Source organism: Paenibacillus sp. IHB B 3084 (assembly GCF_001447315.1).
Lineage (GTDB): Bacteria > Bacillota > Bacilli > Paenibacillales > Paenibacillaceae > Paenibacillus.
Genome location: NZ_CP013204.1, coordinates 26,311 through 47,654, shown reverse-complemented (window position 1 = coordinate 47,654; position 21,344 = coordinate 26,311). Strand labels below are relative to the sequence as shown.

The following is a 21,344-nucleotide window of genomic DNA, read 5'->3' as shown; positions in this document are numbered from 1 at the left end:
CGCGGTCATTTTGACCGGGAATCGCCATTTTCCGCCTCTTACCACAAGGGAAGCTACTATATTTGAGAAAGAATGTAAATAAAATAAATCCCCCGCCGTAAGGCAGAGGATTGGGGGATAAACTATATATATGAAGACATCATCGAACCGGAGACGAGCCCGGATTACCCATGACGCCAGGATATTGGTACAGCAGCGGCTCATCAAAAGTCGCATAGTCCAGATTCACCATCAACAGAATGGTGCGTCTTCCGGTAGACGGATCACTGATAATAATGTGGTCACGACCTGCCGCTTCCAGAATACCTTTGAATATTTTCGCGTTCCATTCCCGGTTATTTTCATACGTCATATAGAAGGTTCCTGTTTTACCCAAGTTCAAGCGTAAAATATTTTCAATATAAGATTGCTCATATTGTGGAGTCTGAGTCTGTACCACTGTGCCAGTCGGTGACATTGCGCTACCACTATTGACTTGAGGGGGAAAGCTGCTCATGGGCTGCATGGTTCCCATTGGAGCCAACCTAGGCCATTCGGGAAACCCGCCGCCAGCAGGATAAGAGACAGGACGGTAAGCTTGCTGTGAAATCATGTTAATTCCTCCTAAAATGGTTTTAAATCATACAAACTCATGTTGTTACGCATTAATAGACGGCAGGGCAATCCTGTGCAGTTGGACTAAAGAAGCAATGGGCCTTGTAACGGCCGGTGTTAGTCTGGTTATACCAGGTACCCGGACAGTCCCCGGAAGGTCTGAAAAACCATAACGCATTGGATGCCGGACGTATTTTCTCTCCATTGATTACACGTGTGGCAAGTCGAATGTCCCGATCTCGGGCTCTCTGATAAAAGTATCCTTTTTGAGTGGCTTCAAACCCGCCGGGGCTTTGGAATACCATGTCATTCATTAGGCGAATCCCCTGGAAATCCAGGCAATTGGCCAAAATCCGGTTCACACCAACGTTACCGACCATGAGCATTCCCTGCTCTCCTTCTCCTTCGGCCTCAGCCCGCATGAGCCGGGCAAGTGTCCTCACATCTCCTGAGTTGGCTTTGATAACAGCCATCGCGTCCCCTCCTTGCTTCTCCATCACATATCATATCGTATGGTACAAATGCCCAAGGGGTGACAGCTCCAGCGAAAAAAAGATAAAAAAATAGCCCCGAAATTCGGGACTTTCTCTTCAGGCAGCTTACGGCTCGTAAATCATTTTACGCGTCATCCCGCCGTCCACTACCAGATTCGTGCCTGTAACAAAGTCGTTGCCAGGTTGGGTTAAATACAGGCACGCCCGCGCGATGTCGGCAGGGGTTCCCACTCGACCGGATGGATGCTGCTGATGGTCTTCAGGACGCAGTTGCCCGTAATCCCCTGTCTCAATCCAACCCGGACTAATACAGTTGACCCGGATGCCATCCTTTTCTAGTGATATGGCCATCGCGTGTGTAAGGGCTGCAATGGCTCCTTTGGACGCCGCATAGGCTTCTGTATCCGGTTCTGACATAAAAGCCCGTGTTGAAGTCATATTGACCACAGAGCCGCCTTCCGGATTGCGTTTCATCACCTTGGCCGCTTCTCGTGTCGCAATAAAGCAACTGCGTACATTCGTATTCAAAATGTCATCCCATTCCGCAACCGTTAAATCATACGGAGATTTCCATTTGGACACGCCTGCATTGTTAATCAGCGTATGAATGGTGCCATATTCCTCTTCCGTGGCACGGATCAGCGCAACAATATCTTCTTCCTTACGCACATCACAGGGAACAAAGATCGCCTGATGTCCTTCATTCCGTGCCGCAGCCGCAACAGCTGCCCCTTTTTCCTCATTGTGATCCGCAAATACGACCTTGGCACCCTTGCCAGCGTAGGCCAAAGCGACCTCTCTTCCGATTCCATGTGCCGCTCCTGTTACGATAACAACTTGTCCCTCAAATGACATGGCTTATTCCTCCTCTATACACTTCCCTAGTATATATGTACCAAAATGTGCTGCACAAGAAACAAGAACAGCCCCCTGGCCTGTTGTATTGCAGGGGGCTGCCCATGAATGAATGAGAGAATAAGCTGCTGTCTACATTTTAACCTGCTCCAAGCTATAGCGATTGAGACGCTGGAACCCGATGTACCGTGTACCCTGAAAGGTAAGCCGTCCCTCATCTCCCTCGGCACATTGACCATATTCTTCCCCGCTTACCTTGAACTCCATCCGGTCGCCACTCTCCACCTCGAAGGTTACATAATAGAAAGTATAGGTACGAGTCCCTTGTTCCTCCTGCCGCCTCTGTTGGAGGTGCGTCCTTCTGGCCGTAATTCGGGAACCAACCGTCAATACAGGCTGCCTTTTATTCCGGCTCCATTCCATGACTTCCTTGCCCGCAGACAGTACGACAATACCCAACACGACTACGAAAAAAACGGGCAGTACCGTACCCAGCCAATCGAACATCCATAATGACTCAAATCCCATGCACCGCACTCCTCTCCGCCAGGCATTCCACAGGGAAACGGCCGGGCATCCTCACATGACCTAAGCTTTCTGTAATAGTATATGTACGTTCCTGCCCAAATTTGATAGCAACCCTCAAGAACGCCAAGAGCCCCCACGGAATGATCCGGGAGGCTCAACATATGGCGATATCAGAATGGCGCATCTGTTTATACATGTACAAGCTGGAGATAACGTTGTGTCTCATCCAGAACTTCATTTTCTTCTGTTTCCGCATAACGCTCTGCACACTGTTTGCAATCCTCTTCAGTCGTGCAACCATAGGCATCCTGGCAAGTGTAACAAAATTGAAGGTAGTATTGAGTTAACATATGATCCTGATTCGTTCTCATGATTATCACTCCTATCGTTGTTTACAGGTTCAGTATAACAGCGACTCATCCGGTAGATTGTGATTTTTTTCACATATTGTCATATAAAATTTAAGTTTTTTAAAAGACGGATTGTCAAGCCAAGTGCGACAGTTCCTGTGTGAAAGATTCGTGAGCGGTTTTCCACCCCAGACATTTTCGGGGGCGATGGTTGATTAAATCAAGCGAACGCTCCAATGCCACATCGGATACTTGGGCAAAGTCCGTACCTTTGGGAAAGCACTCTCGAAGCAAGCCGTTCGCATTCTCATTCGACCCTCTTTGCCAGGAAGAGTATGGGTCAGCAAAGTAGATCTGCACGTCATGTGTGGTTTCCAGGTTTGCATAACAGGCGAATTCTTTTCCTCGATCTGCAGTTGCGGTTTGAAACGCCCCAGCAGGGTACTGAGAAGCCGCTACGCCAAAGGCAATCTCCATCGACAATGCCGTGCGATCAGGCATTTGAACCGCGGTGTACAGACGGGTTTTCCGTTCAATGAAGGTCGCCACGCAGCCTTTGCTTTTCCCACGACCAGACACCACCGTATCTAGCTCCCAGTGTCCAAAGGTGTCCCGGGAACGCACCTCCTTGGGGCGTTCGGAAATCGACTTACCCACGGCAAACTTCCCTCGTTTTTCAGCGGGCTGCTGCCGTTTTCCTTTGTGCCGTAGCACCTTCACGTCCGCTCGGGCCAGGCGGCCTGCATAGAGCCAGCGATAGATGGTTTTGCAGCACACGGTGGGCTGGCCTTCTGTTCTAAAACGCTCCACGATCTGCTCAGGTGACCAAGTCGCATGCAACTTCTCTTCGAGCTCTACCGCTTGTTCCTCTGTCCATTTGCCTTGAGGTACAGAGGCTCTACGGCGCTGCTCGTAAGCATGTTGGGAGCGCTGTGCATTGTAGGACGCTAGCTCAGCATTCCGACGGATTTCTCGGCAAATGGTCGCATGATGTCGCCCCAGCTCCTCAGCGATGGCTCTTGAACTTTTCCCCTGCTGATGCAGGATTTCTAGCTTGCTTCGTTCGATTATGCTAAGATGTGTGTAGCTCATGGTGGATTCTCCTTGTGTGAATGTGGGTGTAGGAACTTTCATTCTACACGAATCCGGCCATGGGCCCTTTTTTATTTATTTCCAGCAGGTGTCGCACTTCATATTACAATCCGTCAAAAATAAAACGCCCTGTGCCTCTTCCCAGATCTGCATGACCTTTTGAGGACGTGCAAAACGAGGGGAAAAGCACAGGGCAATCACCCTGGTGAAGGTTATAGGATCCTCCAGTTGGCACCGCCATCCGTCGTTTTAAGTAACAGTGATTTCTTGTCATCCAATCGTTCCAGAAGCAGCCAACCTACCTTAGAAGAAGCAAAACGGAGCTTGACCGATCGCGGGTAATCCTTTAGCTTCGATGGCAGCACTTTGCTGCCAGTAAGGGTTGTCCACGTCTTGCCCCCATCCATTGTTCGGCTCATTCCGGCTGGGGTTATGATCCACCCTTCCTTATCATTTAGAAAGGTGCGGCCGGGAATAATGGAGTTTCTTTTACTGCTTAGCCCCAAAGACACATTGTTCCATTGCGTGCCTGTATCAGCAGTAAACAGTCCGCTATACTTTGTACCGCTGTCTAAATAACAGAGAACAGGAATCCAATACGAGGAACTATTTCCTTTAAAAGACTGCGGAGCTTCGGCTTCTGCTTGAGGACAACCCTGCATCTTGCTGGCTACCGGGGTCCAAGTCTTCCCTTGATTCGAAGTCTTATAAAGCTTAACTTTGCTATCCAGATTAATCGCAACAAAACCCTGCTTGTTGCCATCAAAGCTCATTCCCGCCATGCTGCCCTGATCGGGCAGTCCCGAGCTTGACTCATTGGATGACATGCCAGAACTTTGCGCAACCTTCTTCCATGTGGCCCCTCCATCAGTGGTATGATACAACAACTTTTGTTGATCCTGCTCATTCAGGTTTGTAGACGCCATAATCCATCCGGTAGACGGATTTACATATTGTATCGCGCTCACATGCTCCCCGCTTGGGAGCGCTGAAATATCCCAGCTCTGTCCCCCATCAGCGGTTCTGAGGATGACGGTTGCCGTTTTGTCCAGATTTTGACGGACAACCCAGCCATGCCGGGAATCGGTAAAGCTAATATCCTTCCCATATTCAAGCTTGTCTTGAAATTGAACGTTTTCGGAAGGAGAAATATTATTCCAGGTCTTTCCGCCATCATGCGTATAATAGAGCCGAAGCTCATTACGAGTAACTCCCCAAACGAAACCTTTGGTATTATCAATCAGATGGAAATCAGCTATTCGTGTCTGAACTACATATTTGGCATTGGGATCGCCCACCTTCGGCGTCAATGGTGGATTAATAGTTATCGTTTGTCCCTGGTCATCCGGTTCCTCAACCGGAGGTTTGGTTACGGTTTCTGCGGGTTCGGAAGAACAGCCAGCCAGCAGGATACCTGTCAGCAGTAATACTCCCCCCAGGAGCGCACGCCAGCGCAGTTTCATATGAAGATCCTCCCTCGATGGCATGCGGTAATCCCGTGCCACAACCTTATCTGAAACAGAATTATACCATAAACGACCTTAAGTGACACTTTTCGCGCACTCATACAAAAAAACCGGCCACCCTCCACATAAGTACAGGATGCCAGCTTTTTAAAATTCAGACAAATTAGGATTTACGGTTTAACAAACTTTTGTGATATCCATAGAAGAAATAAATCAGTAGACCCAGCAGAAGCCAAACGATAAATCCAATCCACGTGCTGATATGAAGCTGAAGCATCAAACCGACGCAAACCAGGGCACTCAAAAGCGGGAGCAACGGAACCCAAGGTACGGTAAAGCCTCTTTTCAAATCCGGACGTCTCTTCCGCAGAACGATCACCCCAACCGATACAACGGCAAAAGCGAACAGGGTTCCGATACTCGTCAGGTTCGTCAGTGCATGTAATGGAAAAAATCCACTAGCCAATGCAATGATGCTTCCAACCAGCCAGGTACTTCGGATGGGTGTTTGAGTTTTGGGATTGATTTTAGAAAAAAATATCGGTAACAGACCATCACGGGACATCGAAAAGATTAGCCGTGTCTGACCATACAACAGCACGAGTAAAACCGTGGTCATCCCGGCAATCGCACCGACAGAAATCAATCCTGCCGCAAAATCTTGATGAATAAAGCGCAAAGCAAACGCAACAGGATCATTTACCCCCAGCTGCGTATAAGGTACCATTCCAGTAAGTACAACCGAGACCGCTATATACAGCACTGTACAAATCGCAAGCGAGGAAATAATACCGATTGGCATATTCCGTTGCGGATTACGTACCTCCTCTGCTGCCGTTGAAATGGCATCGAAGCCCAAATAAGCAAAAAATACGATTGCCGCAGCACTCAAAACACCGGAAAAACCATAGGGGAGAAACGGTGTCCAATTAGCAGGCTTAACATAAAAAATTCCGATTCCGATAAACAGCAGCACGACTCCGACTTTGACACAAACCATAATGAAATTAAATCGGACCGTTTCTTTGGCTCCAAGACTCAGCAGCAGTGTGATCAACATAATGATACACACAGCAGGCAGGTCAATAATGGTTCCCTTGGCTGAATCGAAGGCTGCGGTTAGAGCCAGTGGTAAATGTATATCGAAGCCGGCCAGCAAGCCTTGGAAATAAGCAGACCAGCCACTACTCACAGAGGCAGCCGCCACCCCGTATTCCAGAATTAAGTCCCAACCCAGCACCCAGGCCAGAATTTCCCCAAATACAATATAGCTATACGCATAAGCACTGCCGGCAGCGGGAACCGTAGATGAAAGCTCCGCATAGCACAAGGCTGCCAGCACGCAGGCAATTCCTGCAATAACAAAGGAGATCATCAGGCCAGGACCCGCATTTTCCGCTGCTGCCTTGCCTGTGATCACAAAAATCCCGGTACCGATGATACATCCTACACCCAGCATAGTCAGATCGAAGGCACCCATCGTTCTCTTCAAGTGACCCGTCGTTCCGTTTTCCCCATGCGGGAGCATCCCTGTCTTTTTTCGAAATAAGTCCATAATCATATTCCTCTTTCCATAATGTCCTACGCCAATATTGCTACTGCAACGCTTTAGTGTGTGTTTCTGTCATTCGATTAATTATTGGCGAGTCCCTGTTTGAAGTCAAGGAGAAATGTCATATTTCTTTGCAGTGGAGGGCACATATACGGTAAACTAAGTTGGAAAGATAAATTTTGTATTATTAAAATTGAAAAGGTATTCAACCCGAGAAGGAGATGAGGATTTTATGAGCTTAAAACCTTACAAACGAAGCAGAGTGGCCATTGTCGGCATGGGAGCGGTCGGTACAACGACCGGTTACACCCTCCTGCTACGCCAACGCATGTCAGAACTTGTCTTTATCGATGTAAACGTCAAAAAGGCGCAGGGGGAAATGCTCGATATGAACCACGGGCTTCCCTTTCTCGGCGGTGTCAAAGTGTGGGCAGGTGATTATGAAGACTGCCGTGATGCGGATATCGTCATTGTTACAGCGGGCGCATCACAAAAACCGGGAGAAACACGCATTGATCTGCTCAAGCGTAATGCCGAAATTTTTGAAAGCATTATTGATAATATCGTCAAGGTAAACACACACGGCATTTTGCTGATCGCAACCAATCCAGTGGACATTCTCTCCTACATTTCCTGGAAACGTAGTGGCTGGCCTTCGAGCAGAGTTATCGGTTCGGGAACGCTGCTGGACAGCGCACGCTTCCGTTATTTGATTGGTAAGCAAAAGGGCATTGACCCTCGCAGCATCCACGCCCATATTATTGGAGAACATGGCGACTCCGAACTGCCTGTATGGAGCACGGCCAACATCGCAGGAACTCCATTGGAGCTGGGCGAAGAAACGAAAAATGAGATTTTTGAAAGCACCAAAAATGCAGCCTATGAAATTATAGATGCCAAAGGCGCGACTTCTTACGCCATCGGGCTGGCTCTCGACCGGATCGTAGCCGCCATTCTGGGAGACGAAGGGTCGGTACTTAATGTGTCCACCTTGCTGGAAGATTATAACGGAGTGTCTGACGTTTATCTGGGTGTTCCGAGTATCGTAGATCACAACGGGGTACGTGAAATTTTGGATCTTCCACTGAATGACAAGGAACGTCAAGGGCTACACCAATCTGCGGACAAGCTGAAAGATCAAATCAGTAAACTCAACTTGTAGATGAACAAACTGAAATTGTAGACAAAAAGGGCCTCCACAGCGGCGAAAATACCGTTGAGAGGCCCTTTGATTATGTCATATAAGAGTTCAGCTTATCGTAAACAGTTTACTCAGATTACCAAGGCGGCGTATCGCCATCGGCAAATTCGTCTTCTTGCAAGCGTTTCTCTTTCAGCCGCTCAGCCACCGTTTCGAACGATTCAGGTTGAAGCAGCTCAATCGGTGAAAAGCCTTTTTCAAATGTAAATGCGTCGCCTTCAATGATAAGCGCGTATCTATCGTGCAGCTTCGTAATATGCAGCTTGGCCCCAAAGTCGGACAGCAGTCCACGTACAGCCGTATCATCCAGCTTGAAGCGAACTTCAATTTCCGGCTTTAGCTCAACAATATGCTGCGCAGCCTCTACGACCTGAAGGGGTTCCCATTTCCCTTGCAAATCCCGTTTTTCACTGGCAGCCCACAGCTCCAGATCACGTTCCTCTTGCTGTCTTTCCTCATTGGAAGAATCCGGCCATTTCGTCTCTACATAGTTCTGGACGAAGCCCATGACATGCTCATTGACGATTTCTGGCATGGATTGCTCATAGGTCACAAATTTCAGAAAATCCTCAAAATACCGGGCATGCGAAGACTGGTGAATTTTAAGCTCCCACTCATCGTTCATCCCCTCCTCCAGCATGTAAGGATACATGATAGATTTCATATTACGGGCTGAAATGGCCATTTCGACCTCACTGACCAGACTGCTTTCGGTAATCCGGGCAATTTTAGGTTCAAAATCACATTTGAGTACAAAAATAAAGGGATCATCGGAGTGTGTATTCAAGGTAGCCTGTACAATGATCAGCGCTCCGCCGCGTACCGCGCTCGTATCCAGATACATCCGCACCAGATCGTCGCAGGCATTTTTAAAATCTTCCTTATCTTCTGCTGCCCGCAGCCGGGCGAACATATTGAAATTGGGATTACTGCTCAGTTCATGCTCTGGTTCGACGATAAAGCGGCCAATTTTGGTCGGTGCCTGCTCTGTGCTCGGATTTTTCTCGACCTTCCGCTTGCTAATGCGGGCAAATTCCCCGTCCAGAAATTTTTTAACATCGCTTTCGTCATAATCATAGTCATCCATCGTAGCGTAATGCTTGTAGGACTTACCGCCTTGTCCTTCTTTTCCGTCCACCTGAATTACAAAAAAAGATAAAAAGTCCACTTGAAAGTTCATTTGCGTTCCATACGCTCCTTTTCAGGCATGTACGCGTAATTATATCACTATGGATTTAAAACGTACATCGGATTCAAGTCCTCACCGTTCAGATATATATTTTTCATTCTCAGGATCAAGCGAAGACGTAGCCTCATCCAGCAATACGATCGGAGAATCCTTGAGAATGGCTCGTGCGATGGAAATCCGTTGCTTTTCCCCACCTGACAACGTACTGCCGCCCTGACCTACCCAGGTGTCATACCCATTCGGCAGCTTGGAGATAAAATCGTGACAGCAAGCTTGACGAGCGGCAGCTTCGATCTCTTCCTGCGTCGCATCACTTTTACCGAGTCGAATATTATTTCCAATCGTATCCTGAAAAAGATACACATCCTGGAACACCTTGGATACCTTGCGCATACTTACATCCTCAAGTACAGGTTGCTCGCCATAGCGGAAGCTTACGTGTCTCAGCTCGATATCATGCCTTTGCGAAGGCATCTGATCACCGGGCATGACAGGCTCGTTCAGCAACTGGACGATACGCTCCCCTGCCTGCTCGTGATAACGAAACTCGGCGAAATTAACAAGCGCACAGGCAGGACAAAAGCGGCGAATGAGCTAATAATCACCTTAAATACGAGAAAGCCGGTTTGAAATTGGTCGGTGAATTTTACGCAATACTCACGGTAATGCACCATATCGGAGTAAAACTTACGGAACGAATGCACTGTCTGCCCAAATACCTTAATCGCAGGCATACCCCGTACATATTGCACAGCCGATCCGTTCAGACGCTCCAGTGAATTGTAATATTCTCTGACGTTATCCCGCGTTTTGGAGCCGCCTATCAACGTCATCTGGACAGTAAAAGCGAGCAAAATGGGCACAACACAAGCAAGTGCCAGCCAAACGTTCAAGCTAAACATAGCGACAATCATCACCGCCGCCGTCACGATGACCTGCACCAGATCCGGCAGTTGGTGAGCGACAAATGTCTCTACTTTTTCCACGTTCTGCTCCAGTGTCTTTTTGACAGCACCCGTGGAGGTACCATTAAGCCAGCCTAACGGCAGCTTGCCGATATGCGCTGACAGCTTGACTCGCAGACCGAATAAAATACGGAAGGCTGCAATAGAAGAGATGAGTCCACCGATGTACATCGTAATAAGGCTGGCCAATAAACCTGCGAGCGCGATCAGCCCCATCGAATCATAAACGGCCCATCGCTGACGCTTCACTGACGGTGATCTGCTCGTTTTCCAGCAGTTGTTTGGCTCTTTCCAATCTTTGTTCGCGTACAAAGCCAAATACCGTTGTGCCGAATAGCTCCTTGAAGCCGTTTTTGAGCTTTTGTTCATTAATATGTACCATCTGTGCCAGCCGAATCAGACTCGGAGGCTGAACCAGCGTACGAAGCAAAATATCTTTCGCCTCGTGAATACACTGTATATCATTGGGTTTGATCGTCATGGTCGATTTAGGCGGAGCATTGCGTGTTTCTTGCAGAAAAAGGGCCATCAGCTCCAGTGCCTTGCTCTCCAGAAAAAGCTGCCGGGTCATGCCCTGATAAGGATGAATCGACAGTTCCTGAGCAATCGCTCGCATACCAGGCGTAATCACTGTTTCCATACAAGCGAACGATTGTTCCTGACGGATACTCAGTTCCTGTAAAAGCTCACCCCATAACGAAGGATTAAAACGCAGCTCAATATGGTTCATTGCTTTATTCCCCGGCATTTCCGCTTGGATCTTCACTTCGTTCATATAAATGAGCTGCACATGCCCTCCATGTTCACGATCTGAACGGAAACCATCGACGGACCAGCTAGCCGAATAATCCAGGTTCAAAGCCAACTCCAGATACGGGGTGTCAAACCTTCTTGCAATTTGGACTGGCTCATGAAACAGCATTTGACTATGTGAAAGCTCGAAACCTTTGCGCAAAAAATGCGTTCGATGCACACCCTCTCCCCATTGCTCAGGTATATGATAAATATGCTCATGTTTCGCGGACGCCTGAATGGGGTCTTGTTCATGGCTCATAGAGTTGGCATCGACTATTTCATTGTAGTAATTCGTTTCCCCCTTTAGCTGGATTCGCAGTGCATACGCGTTTCATTCTTGATTACAAGTATAATGATTATCATTCTCATTTGAAAGATAAAAAATTTCTTTCATAGTGTTTGGAATTTTTTAAGTTAACATAATATATATTACGTAACTTATTTGTTGTTTTTAGAATAAACTTGACTTCGGTGCTGACTGATCGTATAGTGTGGATATATCTGTAATCAAGGGAGAGATTTTGATGTCGGTGAACGTTCTTAACTAAGCAACTTCATATTCAGGGAAGACCATTCAGGCGCTTGTGTCCTCCGGGGACAGGTTTGTTTGATACTGTGTTTTTACCCTGACATTAGTTAAGAACATGCGGATATCATAAATCGCCTCAGGGATTATTTTCTTCTAGGCCTTATTCCGTGCTGTGTTCAGCGCGGTTTTTTTGTTTTCAGATTTTGTGAACTTCCTTTATACACCTCCTATTCATGGACTAATTAGCTTACAAATTGGTTTACTCATGGATGATTTGGGGACACATAAATTGGAGCTGCAAAAGCTGGATTATAGGCTTATTTGACGATAAATTCCCTCTTTCCTTCAGGGCGGAGAATGAACGATTTGTTCATTCTCCGCCCTTTTTTTATTTCACAGAGAAGGCTCTAAACAATCCTAAAATCACACACTAAAGGAGAGATTTATTCATGAATGAAACCACAATGCAGCGTTTGGAATACGACCGGATCAAAACAAGAGTTTCCGAATGTGCTTTTTCTTACCTTGGTAAGCGGCATGCCGCTTCTATGCAACCAATTACAGACATCCGTACGATCAAGACCAGACTTGACGAAGCGACCGAAGCCTTGCAGCTCATTCGCCACGGTGCAAGTGTTCCCGTTCCCTCGCTGGAAGGGATGGAACACATACTTCACTTACTGGGAACCGGATATTTGTTCAGCGAGCGGGATTTTTCTCACATTGCCCAATTTATCAGAAGTTGCATTCAACTGATAAAATATATGGGCTCCAAGTCGAATGCCTCTCCAAGCGTCAGTGCCTATGCTTCTTCCATGTATGGTATGGAACCCCTTCTGTCTGAAATTGAAAGATGTATTTATTCAGGAAAAGTGACGGACACCGCCAGTAAAGAACTGGCTAAAATCCGCAAAAAAATAGCGGTCACGGAAGAACGAATCAAAAGGAAACTCGATTCTCTCACCAGCCGTCACCGATCCATCATGCAGGAAAATATGGTCAGTCAGCGCGGTGGCCGTTACGTGCTTCCGATCAAAAAAGAGTTTCGCAAACAGGTAAAAGGCAACGTGCTGGATGAATCAGGTAGTGGTCAAACGGTTTACATCGAGCCTGCCGAGATCGTAAGTCTGCAATTCGATCAGAGTGCGAACATGGCCGAAGAATCCAAAGAAGAAATGAAAGTGCTGGGAGATCTGACGGCACTTGCTGAGTCATATAACCGGGAGCTGAGCATCAACACAGAGACGGTAGGCATACTCGACTTTTTATTAGCCAAAGCCAAATATGCCTTGACGATGGATGCTGTGCCTGTCGAGCTTAACCTTGACGGAATTATAGACATTCGAGGGGCACGTCACCCGTTGATGGGAAATTCCATGGTTCCACTTGATTTCTCAATCGGTGAAGGCTACTCCTCACTCATCATTACCGGACCCAATACAGGTGGAAAAACGATGGCTCTCAAAAGTGTCGGCCTGTTAACCCTGATGGTGCAGTCCGGATTGCTGGTACCTGTTTCAGAAGGCAGCCGAATGGCTGTATTTGAGGAAATTGAGGTAGATATCGGAGACGGACAAAGCATCGAGCATGCCTTAAGCACCTTTTCTGCACATATCCGTAACATGATCGGTATTTTGGAAACGACAGGCAACTCCACTCTGATCCTGATTGACGAAATGGCATCTGGAACCGATCCGGGCGAAGGCGTAGGCCTTTCTATCGCGCTGCTGGAAGAATTCCACCGCCGCCGGGCAACCGTAGTGGCTACTACCCACTTTAGCGAAATTAAGCATTTTGCTAAAAATACACCGGGATTCCAAAATGCTCGTATGGAGTTTGATACCGAAACGCTGCAACCCTTGTATCGTCTTCGGATCGGCGAGGCCGGGGAAAGCTACGCATACGCGATTGCCTTGAAGCTGGGGATGTGGAATCGCATTATTGACCGTTCTCAGGCTATTTCTTCGGGTAGGACGTCTCAAAATACACAGGAATCATTTATGATTCCCCCAGCTTCTGATGATGTAAAGCAGAACACAAGTGAACTCTCTCCTAAAAGAGCGTCTTTAAAGCATACAGCCACAAAACAGGTGAAACAAGAACACACTGCCGAACCTAAGCCGTTTGCCCTTGGTGACAGTGTTTACGTAGCCTACCTGAACCGGACTGGAATTGTGTACAAAACCGAAGATGAACGAGGCAATGTCGGGGTTTTGATCCAAGGACAAAAGCTGACCATAAACAAAAAGAGGCTTGTTCTTCATATTGCAGCTACCGAGTTGTATCCCGACGACTATGATCTGGACATCGTTTTGGAAACTAAGGAAAACCGCAAAAAACGGAAACTTCTAGGCCGGAAGCATATCGAAGGCCTGATGATTGAATCTCCTCCGGAAGATAAAGTGTAAAAACAATTGTAGATTCAACTCTATATAAGCTGAACTTAAAAGTTACCTACAGTGCAACTGCGCAGACATATGGTGTTTCCCATAGCGCTTCGCTTGTACAACACCATTCCATCTACTCCGTTTTCCATGTACATTTTTCAGCTCAGCTAATATAGTCATTCAAAATTTATAATTAGAATTGGCAAAGCAGATTAAGTTAACATAATAAATATTATGTTAACTTAATCTGCTTCCGTTATTTTGAGAACTGATAAATACTCCAAAACCCTATCATATATATACCTCTTGGTTTCTAATTGATCTCTGTTAAAACGCTACGCACTATTGCTTTCCACCTTATTCCGGGTTATGGTATGTTTTATATTATCAAGATTGCTAAAACAAGGAGGCCTAACCATTGAAAAGTGCTATTGAAGAACTCACTAGGCTCATCGAAAATCAAGAAAAAGAATTCCTTTCAATCTCAGAACATGAGTTTAATGCCAAACCGAACCCGGAGAAATGGTCTAAAAAAGAAATACTAGGGCATCTATGCGACTCAGCCTCTAACAATCATCGAAGATTTATAATGATCAAGCATTCAACATCCCCTGTTAAAATAGAATCGTACGCGCAAAATGATTGGGTTGCTGCTAATCAATATCAGGAAGAGTTTACTCACGTGGATGTCATTCACCTATGGAAACTATTAAATAAGCAAATTATAAATGTATTAAACTCCTGTACAACTCTCGATTTTGAAAAAGAGTTTCAAAAGGACGAACAGACTACTGAAACATTAGGGTGGTTGGTTGACGATTATATTCAACATATGCGGCATCATTTAGAGCAAATTAATCAAAAGTAAAGCTATATAAGCTGAACTTAAAAGTTACCTATCGTGCCACTTCGCAAGACGGATGGTGCTTCGCTTGTACAGCACCATTCCGCCTACTCCGTTTTCCAATTACATTTTTAGTTAAGCTTATATAATCGTTAAAACGAATATAATATGTTGGTATTTTTCGTTGATATGAAGTTATGAAATTGGATTTCACTCTAATGAGTTTACATAATAATTATTATGTAAACTTAATCTTTTCACTCTCCCTAATGTGTTTATCATATTCCTATAATATTTTACTTTTCAGTATTGAACACTTTATTCCCCTTTTTTTCTTGTTAGCCCCTACCTCTTTAATTCCATCATAGGTACCTGAATATCCAGCTTGTCCATCGCTTTTTCTTTTTCCCGATCTGTGACATGCGTATATACCGTGGTCGTCTGGATGGATGAGTGTCCCAGCAGTTCCTGTACAGTACGCAGATCGGCACCCTTACGCAAAAGCATCGTTGCAAACGTATGGCGTAGCTTGTGACTGGAGTAAGATACCCGACGTTCCGCACTCTTATCCTGCTGGAATCGTTCGAACGTTTCCGTAGCAATCTGCTGAATAGAGCGCACCGCCAAACGTCGGCCTTTTTGCGACACGAACATCGCGTCCTCCTTCCCCCTCCACGGCGTTAATCTTTCCTCCAACGCACGTTCCACAATATCACACACAGCCTCAGGCACAGGAAGTGTACGCCACTTGCGCCCTTTACCAAACACATCTAGTGTGCGCCGTTCTCTGCTAAAATCCGAGACATTCAAAGAATGAACCTCTCCCACCCGTAATCCCATATATACCATGAGCAGAAAAATTGCCATGTTGCGATTTGCATATTTACCCTTCACTGCGAGCAAAAACGGCTGAATTTCCTTTTCATCCAAATAGACGGGCATACGATTCTTTTCGGTCTTTGCTTTTTTAATTCCGGATGCCGGATTCGTGCTGCACAATTCAAATTCCTGCAACGCTTTGTAAAAGCTACTCACCGCTGCATGCTTTCGGTTCCGTGTACTATCTCCTGCTCCACCTTCCCGTGCTTTAGACAGATACGACATCACATGAATTTTCTTCACCTGATCAAGCGGCTTTTCACGGAGTGTGCGCAAAAACTGCTTCACATCCCCTGTATAGTTTTTTTGTGTATGTAGCGTATATCCCGCATCCTTCATCCAGATCAAAAAAGCTTCCAGCTCCTCAGCATATACTTCATCAATATCATCTATCATATTCGGCTCCATTTGCCGTCCCCCTTTTTTCATCCCGATTCCCTCCGCTCCGATTCATCTTCCCAATATACTGTAAAACGTCCATTTTCGCCTACTTTTTATCGACAATTCGATCGACATCTTGTGCGTGAGAGCTAATGAAAGTCGATTTAAACCTAAACAGCGTATAATTTATATTATACGCTGTTTTTTGAACGCTTTTCAACTAAAAAAGCGGGCTATCCTCCAATAGATAACCCGCACTCTTTGAGTTTTTTACAATGCTATATTATGTAATTGTTTGTAATTATAAATAGCACCTAGCAAATTGGCTTCATTACCTAATTTACTTTGTTCAATCTGCGCGTAAATAAAATTAAACGTAGACTCCGAATAAAGTTTCTCTAATTCTTGTCTAATGGTACTCACGAGTAGAGGATTTTCAGATATACCTCCACCAATAACAAACTTTTCAGGATCAAGCACTGATTGCAGATTAATGATTTGTATAGCTATATTTCTGCAATATCCTCGGAAAACAGATTGCACAACAGGATCATCTTTTTCAATGAATTCAAATACTTTTTCGCCTGTAACTGAACCAACGGGAAGATTTTTATTTTTCGCAACATTTTTAGTTAAGGTCAGACTACTTCCTTGAAAGCCAAGAAAATAATCAAGATTATCTGCATCTTCATTATTCGTTCTAATGAAGGAGAATTCTCCTGCGGATAGATGATGGCCTTTCAATAATTTCCCTTGAGATATGATGCCACCTCCCATGCCTGTGCCAACCACTAGGACAACCCCATCGTTAACCCCTTGTAATGCACCTCTCCAGGCTTCTCCAAGAGCAGCGCACTTTCCATCATTTTCAATCGTTACAGGTAAACGAAATCTTTTTTCGAGAACTTCAACCATATTCAAATCATTTATATACTTTAAGGAGCCTCCATGCACCATATGGCCGCTAGTGGAATTCACAATGCCTGGCAAACTTATAGCTACACCTTCGATTTCATCCACAAACTGACTATGGATTTGTTCTAAAGTTACAATAAGGTCATCGAGTGAGTCCATCGGTGTTACAACTTTACCCTTTTTGAAAAAACCATTCTGGGAAAATAAACTAAATTTTATAAAAGAGCCTCCAATATCAAAAACTAGTATTTTATTTTTCATGATAGCAACGTCCCTTTCATTGAGGAAATAAAGTTTATCCAGCTTATAAAATATTGACACTATTACACTTAAAATATTAACAATTAACGAGATCCATATCAACGAAAATTGCATTGAAAAAGTTCGGATTTCGTTTGATTAGCTCATGATTTCAAATAATACACAGGTTCACCCCCATTGATTTCCGCCTAATCTGGCGTGATCGTCAGTATCGGCAAGCATATCTAAGATTACACGGGATGAGCACTTCTCGGAGCAACAAGGCTAATGTGAAAAAGAATTTTGCTGTCTGGCTCCGTTTTCCCTTCATCATCCAGCACGTTATACTTAAAGAAGTCGAAAGGCAAACTTATTTTCAGCCTATGTTCATTTCAAAAATGCAAGTTATTCATGACAAAGGGAGTGTTCTTTTATTTATGAGTACCGAAATGTTGGAACGTCGAAGTGAAATTCTAAAACGGAACATCCATCAGTTGCTGGTTCAGGAAAATCAACACGGCGTGACGCGTCAAGAAAATTACACTTTGCACAAAATGATTAGAGAGCTTCATCAAACTTCTCACGCCTTGAATACTTCCCGTTGATACGAAAGAATGCGATTGCTTAAATTTTAAATGCAAAATAACCTTCAGCCCCACTTCCTTAGTGGTGTTGAAGGTTATTTTGTCGTGTATAGCTTTTAATGAGTAAGTTATGATTTCTTCGCAAGATTATCCCTTGGAGCGACTCAGCAGATACAGGAAGTATGGCGCCCCAATGATGGCCACAATTAAACCTGTCGGGATTTCCTTCTGTAAAGGTAAGGATCGTGTGATCGTATCGGCCACAAGCACTAACAGTGCCCCGACCAATGCACAGGCTACTAACAGCATCTTATGCTTCGGTCCCACCAGCTTTCTCGCCAAATGCGGAGCGACTAAACCGACAAAGCCGATTCCACCGCTAACCGATACGCTGGAACTGGCCAATCCAACTGCAGCAGCGAGTAAAAGGATACGTTCTTTTTCAATTGATGTACCTAACCCGGATGCCGTCTGATCCCCCAGATTAAGCACATTCATTACATTGGCCTTGTAGTATGCGAAAGGCAGCAGCACAACAAGCCAAGGTAACAGTGCCATTACAAATTTCCAGTTGGACCCCCATATACTTCCTGCCAGCCAACTGGCAACAAACGTATAACTTTCAGGCGTAAGCTTGAGGGTCATGATGATCATCGCAGCACTGATCCCCGCCGCTACACCAATTCCGCTTAACAGTAACCTTGTCGGAGAAATCCCTTCACCCTTTTTGTATGAAAGCGCGTAGATCAGAATAGCAGCCGCTCCCGATCCAATCAGCGCAAGGGCAGGTAGTAAAAACAATGAATTCGTTGTTTGCATCGTTGGGAAAAGCAATACAAACAGCATAACCATCAGCCCGGCTCCAGCATTAATCCCCAAAATACCAGGGTCCGCCAAACCATTACGTGAAACTCCCTGCATGATACAGCCAGAAACAGCCAGACCTGCACCGATCAAAACGGAAATAACCATTCGTGGCAATCGGAATTCAAATAAGATTAATTCCTGCTGTGGAGTCCCTTGCCCAAATAAGGTTCTAAAAAGCTCCATTGGCGAAAGTCGAATGGTTCCTGTATTCGCACTAATGGTGAATGCAACAATGAGTAGAAAGAGCAGAACGATAACAACGATCCAATCATGGATTTTTTTCGGTGACCTGCTTTGGCAATAGCTCCAGTCGTGATGTTATTCATCTTACAGTGCTCTCCTTTCTTTACGAGCCAGATAAAGGAAGAATGGCACCCCAATCAGGGCAATAAGCACGCCTACTGGTGTTTCCTCCGGTGCATTAATCATACGAGCCGCCAGATCGGCAAACACGATGAGCAAAGCTCCCATAATGGCCGAACAAGGAATGATCCAGCGATAATCGACACCGACCAGCTTGCGGGTCATATGAGGAATGATCAATCCTACAAAACCGATAGACCCTACTAGCGATACCGCCGCTCCCGCCAGGACCAGAACGAGAATCATCCCGGCTACCTTCACCAGCCCTGTTCGCTGACCGAGACTGAGCGCAATTTCATCCCCGAGACTGAGCAACGTAATAGACCGGGACAGCATAAGCGCACCGATGAAAGCAGCCACAACCCAAGGCAAGACAATCCCCAGTTGCACCCACTTGGTTCCGCTAAGTCCCCCTGCATACCAGAAGGCCAGATCCTGTCCGACATTAAAATACAAGCTGATTGCGTCACCCAAGGCTGACAGCAATGCCGTTACAGCTGCACCCGCCAGCACAAGGCGTACTGGTGTAAGTCCAGCCTTGGATATGGAGCTTGTACCATATACCATCACAACAGCTAAGGCCGCACCAACAAAGGAGTACAGCATCAGCTGTAAAAAGGATGAACCAGGAAAAAGGGCAAAACAAATCGCCATCGCCAAACTGGCTCCCGAATTCAATCCAAGCAAGCCCGAGTCAGCAAGCGGATTACGGGTCATCCCCTGCATAATCGCCCCCGCCACAGCGAAGCAGACTCCGATCAACACACCACCCAAAATCCGTGGTAACCGGATTTCCCAAATAATTTGATGATTTTGTATTTCAGGATTAAAATGAAAGACTGCGTTCCATACCTCAAACAGCCTAATAGGAGCTGCACCAAAAGATAGGGATAAAGCGATACCGAACGCCAAAAGGGCTAGCCCGGCTGTTAAGATGAGCGAAGCCGCCCATGGCCGTGAGTGGAATGGAGTCGGCGGCTGGCTATGGTTACTCTGGCCGGGACTCTCCGATGATTCTGATAATTTCATGACTATTTTTCACCCTTACTGTTGAATAGTATGTAGGCTATCACACAAACCTGTGCTCATGAAGGCGTTTGATAATGAGAATTATTATCATGCAATCTTTACTATTGTAAATTAATGCGACAATGGCTTCAATAGTAAATTTCGACGAACCCGTGAAGCCCTGCAATTTTGTGAAAAAATAAAGCCCTTTGGCATAAATAAATACCAAAGGACTGCCAGCAACACCTGAGTAACTACTTCTGTGAAGTCTTCTCTTTATTCCGCTCGACGAGCATGTCTGCGATTTCTTCTGCTTGTCCTACAATGGCAATCGGGTCAAAGTACCAATAGCGATCCTCCTGTAACTCAAAGACCGTGCCATTTCGGACGGCATCCAGTGACTTCCATATACTGTCCCCTGTATAACCGGCGGTTTCCTTGTTAACCGTCAGAAAAATATAAGAGCCAGCATACTGATTAATAACTTCTTTCGATACCGATTTCCATTGAGTATCACCTAATAGTTCTTTTTGGACAAAAGGTGGAGGCGTCAAGCCCAGTCCTCTGTATACCGCCTGTCCTCCTCTGCCAAAGTTATCGCCATATACATAATATTCCTTCGTTGAAGCCTCCATGACAGTGAAGGTATCCTCAGGTTGAATGATTCCCTTTAACTTGTCGCGTGCTGCCTGCATCCGCTGATCGTATTGGGCTAGCCATGCTTTAGCCTCCTGCTCTTTACCAAGAAGCTCTCCAAAAGCAGTTAATTCCTCATGCACATCCTTATACGTGCCATAAGGAATAGCGACGGTCGGGGCAATTTTACTGTAATTCTCATATTGCGAAGCATCTTTGGAACCAATCAGAATCAAATCCGGCTCCAGAGTAAGTACCTTTTCAAAGGACACGCTATCGCGATCTCCAATGCTTGTAATGCCTTGTACAAGATCCCTGGAAAACGGATTGTCCAAATAATACTTCACACTTCCCACAGGTTTAATACCGAGAGCTAATAAATTATTCTGATACATATCTACGACGATCCGTTGAGGATGAGTTGGGATCGTAATATCACCGTGAATCGTTTTGACTGTTTTCGTTGCCGCCGGCTTCTGCTCGGTAGAAGTTTGATTCTGCTTTCCGTCAGCCTGCTCCGTCTTTCCCCCACAAGCGGTCAGAACCAGAATGAATGACAGGAGCATCATTGCAATCCACATTTTCTTTTTCAAAACATTCATTCCTCTCTCTACTTACCTTTCATACTAT

20 protein-coding genes and 1 pseudogene are annotated in these 21,344 nt (G+C 45.7%); 4 read left to right on the top strand and 17 right to left on the bottom strand.

Features of this window, described 5'->3' with window-relative positions:
- Positions 1-139 precede the first annotated feature (139 nt).
- The 8 genes from gerQ to ASL14_RS25690 all read right to left on the bottom strand — a co-directional run bounded on the left by gerQ (position 140) and on the right by ASL14_RS25690 (position 6,934).
- A complete protein-coding gene (gene gerQ, locus ASL14_RS25725; protein WP_134914667.1) occupies positions 140-592 on the bottom strand; it encodes a spore coat protein GerQ in 453 nt (150 codons plus the stop codon).
- A 52-nt stretch (positions 593-644) separates the two neighbouring features.
- A complete protein-coding gene (locus ASL14_RS25720) occupies positions 645-1,067 on the bottom strand; it encodes a cell wall hydrolase (protein WP_134914666.1) in 423 nt (140 codons plus the stop codon).
- A gap of 126 nt (positions 1,068-1,193) precedes the next feature.
- Positions 1,194-1,943 carry an SDR family NAD(P)-dependent oxidoreductase gene (locus ASL14_RS25715; RefSeq protein WP_134914665.1) on the bottom strand — a complete coding sequence of 250 codons (750 nt, stop codon included), beginning with the start codon at positions 1,941-1,943 and terminating at the stop codon, positions 1,194-1,196.
- Between the two features lie 132 nt (positions 1,944-2,075).
- A complete protein-coding gene (locus tag ASL14_RS25710; protein WP_014281575.1) occupies positions 2,076-2,471 on the bottom strand; it encodes a DUF2500 domain-containing protein in 396 nt (131 codons plus the stop codon).
- 188 nt (positions 2,472-2,659) lie between these two features.
- A complete protein-coding gene (locus ASL14_RS25705) occupies positions 2,660-2,842 on the bottom strand; it encodes a hypothetical protein (RefSeq protein ID WP_025684293.1) in 183 nt (60 codons plus the stop codon).
- Positions 2,843-2,956: 114 nt separating this feature from the next.
- A complete protein-coding gene (locus ASL14_RS25700) occupies positions 2,957-3,913 on the bottom strand; it encodes an IS30 family transposase (protein ID WP_134913242.1) in 957 nt (318 codons plus the stop codon).
- Positions 3,914-4,125: 212 nt separating this feature from the next.
- Entirely contained in the window at positions 4,126-5,376 is a 1,251-nt protein-coding gene (locus tag ASL14_RS25695) for a WD40/YVTN/BNR-like repeat-containing protein (protein WP_134914664.1), read from the bottom strand.
- Positions 5,377-5,542: 166 nt separating this feature from the next.
- Positions 5,543-6,934, bottom strand: a complete 1,392-nt coding sequence (locus ASL14_RS25690; protein ID WP_134914663.1) for a branched-chain amino acid transporter BcaP — start codon at positions 6,932-6,934, stop codon at positions 5,543-5,545.
- A 229-nt stretch (positions 6,935-7,163) separates the two neighbouring features.
- Between ASL14_RS25690 and ASL14_RS25685 the strand changes: the two genes are divergently transcribed.
- Positions 7,164-8,093: an L-lactate dehydrogenase gene (locus tag ASL14_RS25685; protein WP_134914662.1), complete on the top strand. Its 930-nt coding sequence runs from the start codon at positions 7,164-7,166 to the stop codon at positions 8,091-8,093.
- 115 nt (positions 8,094-8,208) lie between these two features.
- On the opposite strand, the gene ASL14_RS25680 is transcribed toward ASL14_RS25685, so the two are convergent.
- The 4 genes and pseudogenes from ASL14_RS25680 to ASL14_RS25665 form a co-directional block, all read right to left on the bottom strand.
- Positions 8,209-9,312, bottom strand: a complete 1,104-nt coding sequence (locus tag ASL14_RS25680) for a DUF3900 domain-containing protein (protein WP_134914661.1) — start codon at positions 9,310-9,312, stop codon at positions 8,209-8,211.
- 87 nt (positions 9,313-9,399) lie between these two features.
- Positions 9,400-9,888, bottom strand: a pseudogene (locus tag ASL14_RS25675) (ATP-binding cassette domain-containing protein); the annotation flags it as partial.
- A complete protein-coding gene (locus ASL14_RS25670) occupies positions 9,822-10,457 on the bottom strand; it encodes an ABC transporter transmembrane domain-containing protein (protein ID WP_442953279.1) in 636 nt (211 codons plus the stop codon). The pseudogene ASL14_RS25675 and the gene ASL14_RS25670, both read right to left, overlap by 67 nt.
- Positions 10,458-10,506: 49 nt before the next feature.
- The gene (locus ASL14_RS25665) at positions 10,507-11,340 is read right to left on the bottom strand and encodes a helix-turn-helix domain-containing protein (RefSeq protein ID WP_134914660.1); all 834 of its coding nucleotides are present in this window, start codon (positions 11,338-11,340) and stop codon (positions 10,507-10,509) included.
- Positions 11,341-12,059: 719 nt separating this feature from the next.
- Here ASL14_RS25665 and ASL14_RS25660 point away from each other — a divergent pair.
- Complete coding sequence (locus ASL14_RS25660; protein ID WP_134914659.1) at positions 12,060-14,018, top strand: endonuclease MutS2; 1,959 nt, start codon at positions 12,060-12,062, stop codon at positions 14,016-14,018.
- Positions 14,019-14,415: 397 nt separating this feature from the next.
- A complete protein-coding gene (locus tag ASL14_RS25655) occupies positions 14,416-14,865 on the top strand; it encodes a DinB family protein (RefSeq protein WP_223264405.1) in 450 nt (149 codons plus the stop codon).
- Between the two features lie 321 nt (positions 14,866-15,186).
- Here the strand turns inward: ASL14_RS25655 and ASL14_RS25650 are convergent, their stop codons facing one another.
- Together ASL14_RS25650 and ASL14_RS25645 are read right to left on the bottom strand one after the other, a co-directional pair.
- A complete protein-coding gene (locus ASL14_RS25650; protein WP_134914658.1) occupies positions 15,187-16,149 on the bottom strand; it encodes a tyrosine-type recombinase/integrase in 963 nt (320 codons plus the stop codon).
- 222 nt (positions 16,150-16,371) lie between these two features.
- Positions 16,372-17,277 carry an ROK family protein gene (locus ASL14_RS25645; RefSeq protein WP_134914657.1) on the bottom strand — a complete coding sequence of 302 codons (906 nt, stop codon included), beginning with the start codon at positions 17,275-17,277 and terminating at the stop codon, positions 16,372-16,374.
- Positions 17,278-17,546: 269 nt separating this feature from the next.
- Here ASL14_RS25645 and ASL14_RS25640 point away from each other — a divergent pair, with 269 nt between their 5' ends.
- Positions 17,547-17,861: a hypothetical protein gene (locus ASL14_RS25640; RefSeq protein ID WP_189338291.1), complete on the top strand. Its 315-nt coding sequence runs from the start codon at positions 17,547-17,549 to the stop codon at positions 17,859-17,861.
- A gap of 126 nt (positions 17,862-17,987) precedes the next feature.
- Here the strand turns inward: ASL14_RS25640 and ASL14_RS25635 are convergent, their stop codons facing one another.
- The 3 genes from ASL14_RS25635 to ASL14_RS25625 form a co-directional block, all read right to left on the bottom strand.
- Complete coding sequence (locus ASL14_RS25635) at positions 17,988-18,983, bottom strand: FecCD family ABC transporter permease (RefSeq protein ID WP_134914655.1); 996 nt, start codon at positions 18,981-18,983, stop codon at positions 17,988-17,990.
- Between the two features lie 51 nt (positions 18,984-19,034).
- Positions 19,035-20,099, bottom strand: coding sequence for a FecCD family ABC transporter permease (locus ASL14_RS25630; protein ID WP_134914654.1), 1,065 nt, complete (start codon positions 20,097-20,099; stop codon positions 19,035-19,037).
- 233 nt (positions 20,100-20,332) lie between these two features.
- Positions 20,333-21,316, bottom strand: a complete 984-nt coding sequence (locus tag ASL14_RS25625) for an ABC transporter substrate-binding protein (protein ID WP_223264404.1) — start codon at positions 21,314-21,316, stop codon at positions 20,333-20,335.
- Positions 21,317-21,344: the final 28 nt, after the last annotated feature.

Excerpts from the sequence above, each read along its gene's own strand:
- gerQ (WP_134914667.1), bottom strand. The coding sequence starts at position 592 with ATGATTTCACAGCAAGCTTACCGTCCTGTCTCTTATCCTGCTGGCGGC.
- ASL14_RS25720 (WP_134914666.1), bottom strand. The coding sequence starts at position 1,067 with ATGGCTGTTATCAAAGCCAACTCAGGAGATGTGAGGACACTTGCCCGG.
- ASL14_RS25715 (WP_134914665.1), bottom strand. The coding sequence starts at position 1,943 with ATGTCATTTGAGGGACAAGTTGTTATCGTAACAGGAGCGGCACATGGA.
- ASL14_RS25710 (WP_014281575.1), bottom strand. The coding sequence starts at position 2,471 with ATGGGATTTGAGTCATTATGGATGTTCGATTGGCTGGGTACGGTACTG.
- ASL14_RS25705 (WP_025684293.1), bottom strand. The coding sequence starts at position 2,842 with ATGAGAACGAATCAGGATCATATGTTAACTCAATACTACCTTCAATTT.
- ASL14_RS25700 (WP_134913242.1), bottom strand. The coding sequence starts at position 3,913 with ATGAGCTACACACATCTTAGCATAATCGAACGAAGCAAGCTAGAAATC.
- ASL14_RS25695 (WP_134914664.1), bottom strand. The coding sequence starts at position 5,376 with ATGAAACTGCGCTGGCGTGCGCTCCTGGGGGGAGTATTACTGCTGACA.
- ASL14_RS25690 (WP_134914663.1), bottom strand. The coding sequence starts at position 6,934 with ATGGACTTATTTCGAAAAAAGACAGGGATGCTCCCGCATGGGGAAAAC.
- ASL14_RS25685 (WP_134914662.1), top strand. The coding sequence starts at position 7,164 with ATGAGCTTAAAACCTTACAAACGAAGCAGAGTGGCCATTGTCGGCATG.
- ASL14_RS25680 (WP_134914661.1), bottom strand. The coding sequence starts at position 9,312 with ATGAACTTTCAAGTGGACTTTTTATCTTTTTTTGTAATTCAGGTGGAC.
- ASL14_RS25670 (WP_442953279.1), bottom strand. The coding sequence starts at position 10,457 with ATGTACATCGGTGGACTCATCTCTTCTATTGCAGCCTTCCGTATTTTA.
- ASL14_RS25665 (WP_134914660.1), bottom strand. The coding sequence starts at position 11,340 with ATGAGCCATGAACAAGACCCCATTCAGGCGTCCGCGAAACATGAGCAT.
- ASL14_RS25660 (WP_134914659.1), top strand. The coding sequence starts at position 12,060 with ATGAATGAAACCACAATGCAGCGTTTGGAATACGACCGGATCAAAACA.
- ASL14_RS25650 (WP_134914658.1), bottom strand. The coding sequence starts at position 16,149 with ATGAAAAAAGGGGGACGGCAAATGGAGCCGAATATGATAGATGATATT.
- ASL14_RS25645 (WP_134914657.1), bottom strand. The coding sequence starts at position 17,277 with ATGAAAAATAAAATACTAGTTTTTGATATTGGAGGCTCTTTTATAAAA.
- ASL14_RS25630 (WP_134914654.1), bottom strand. The coding sequence starts at position 20,099 with ATGAAATTATCAGAATCATCGGAGAGTCCCGGCCAGAGTAACCATAGC.
- ASL14_RS25625 (WP_223264404.1), bottom strand. The coding sequence starts at position 21,316 with ATGAATGTTTTGAAAAAGAAAATGTGGATTGCAATGATGCTCCTGTCA.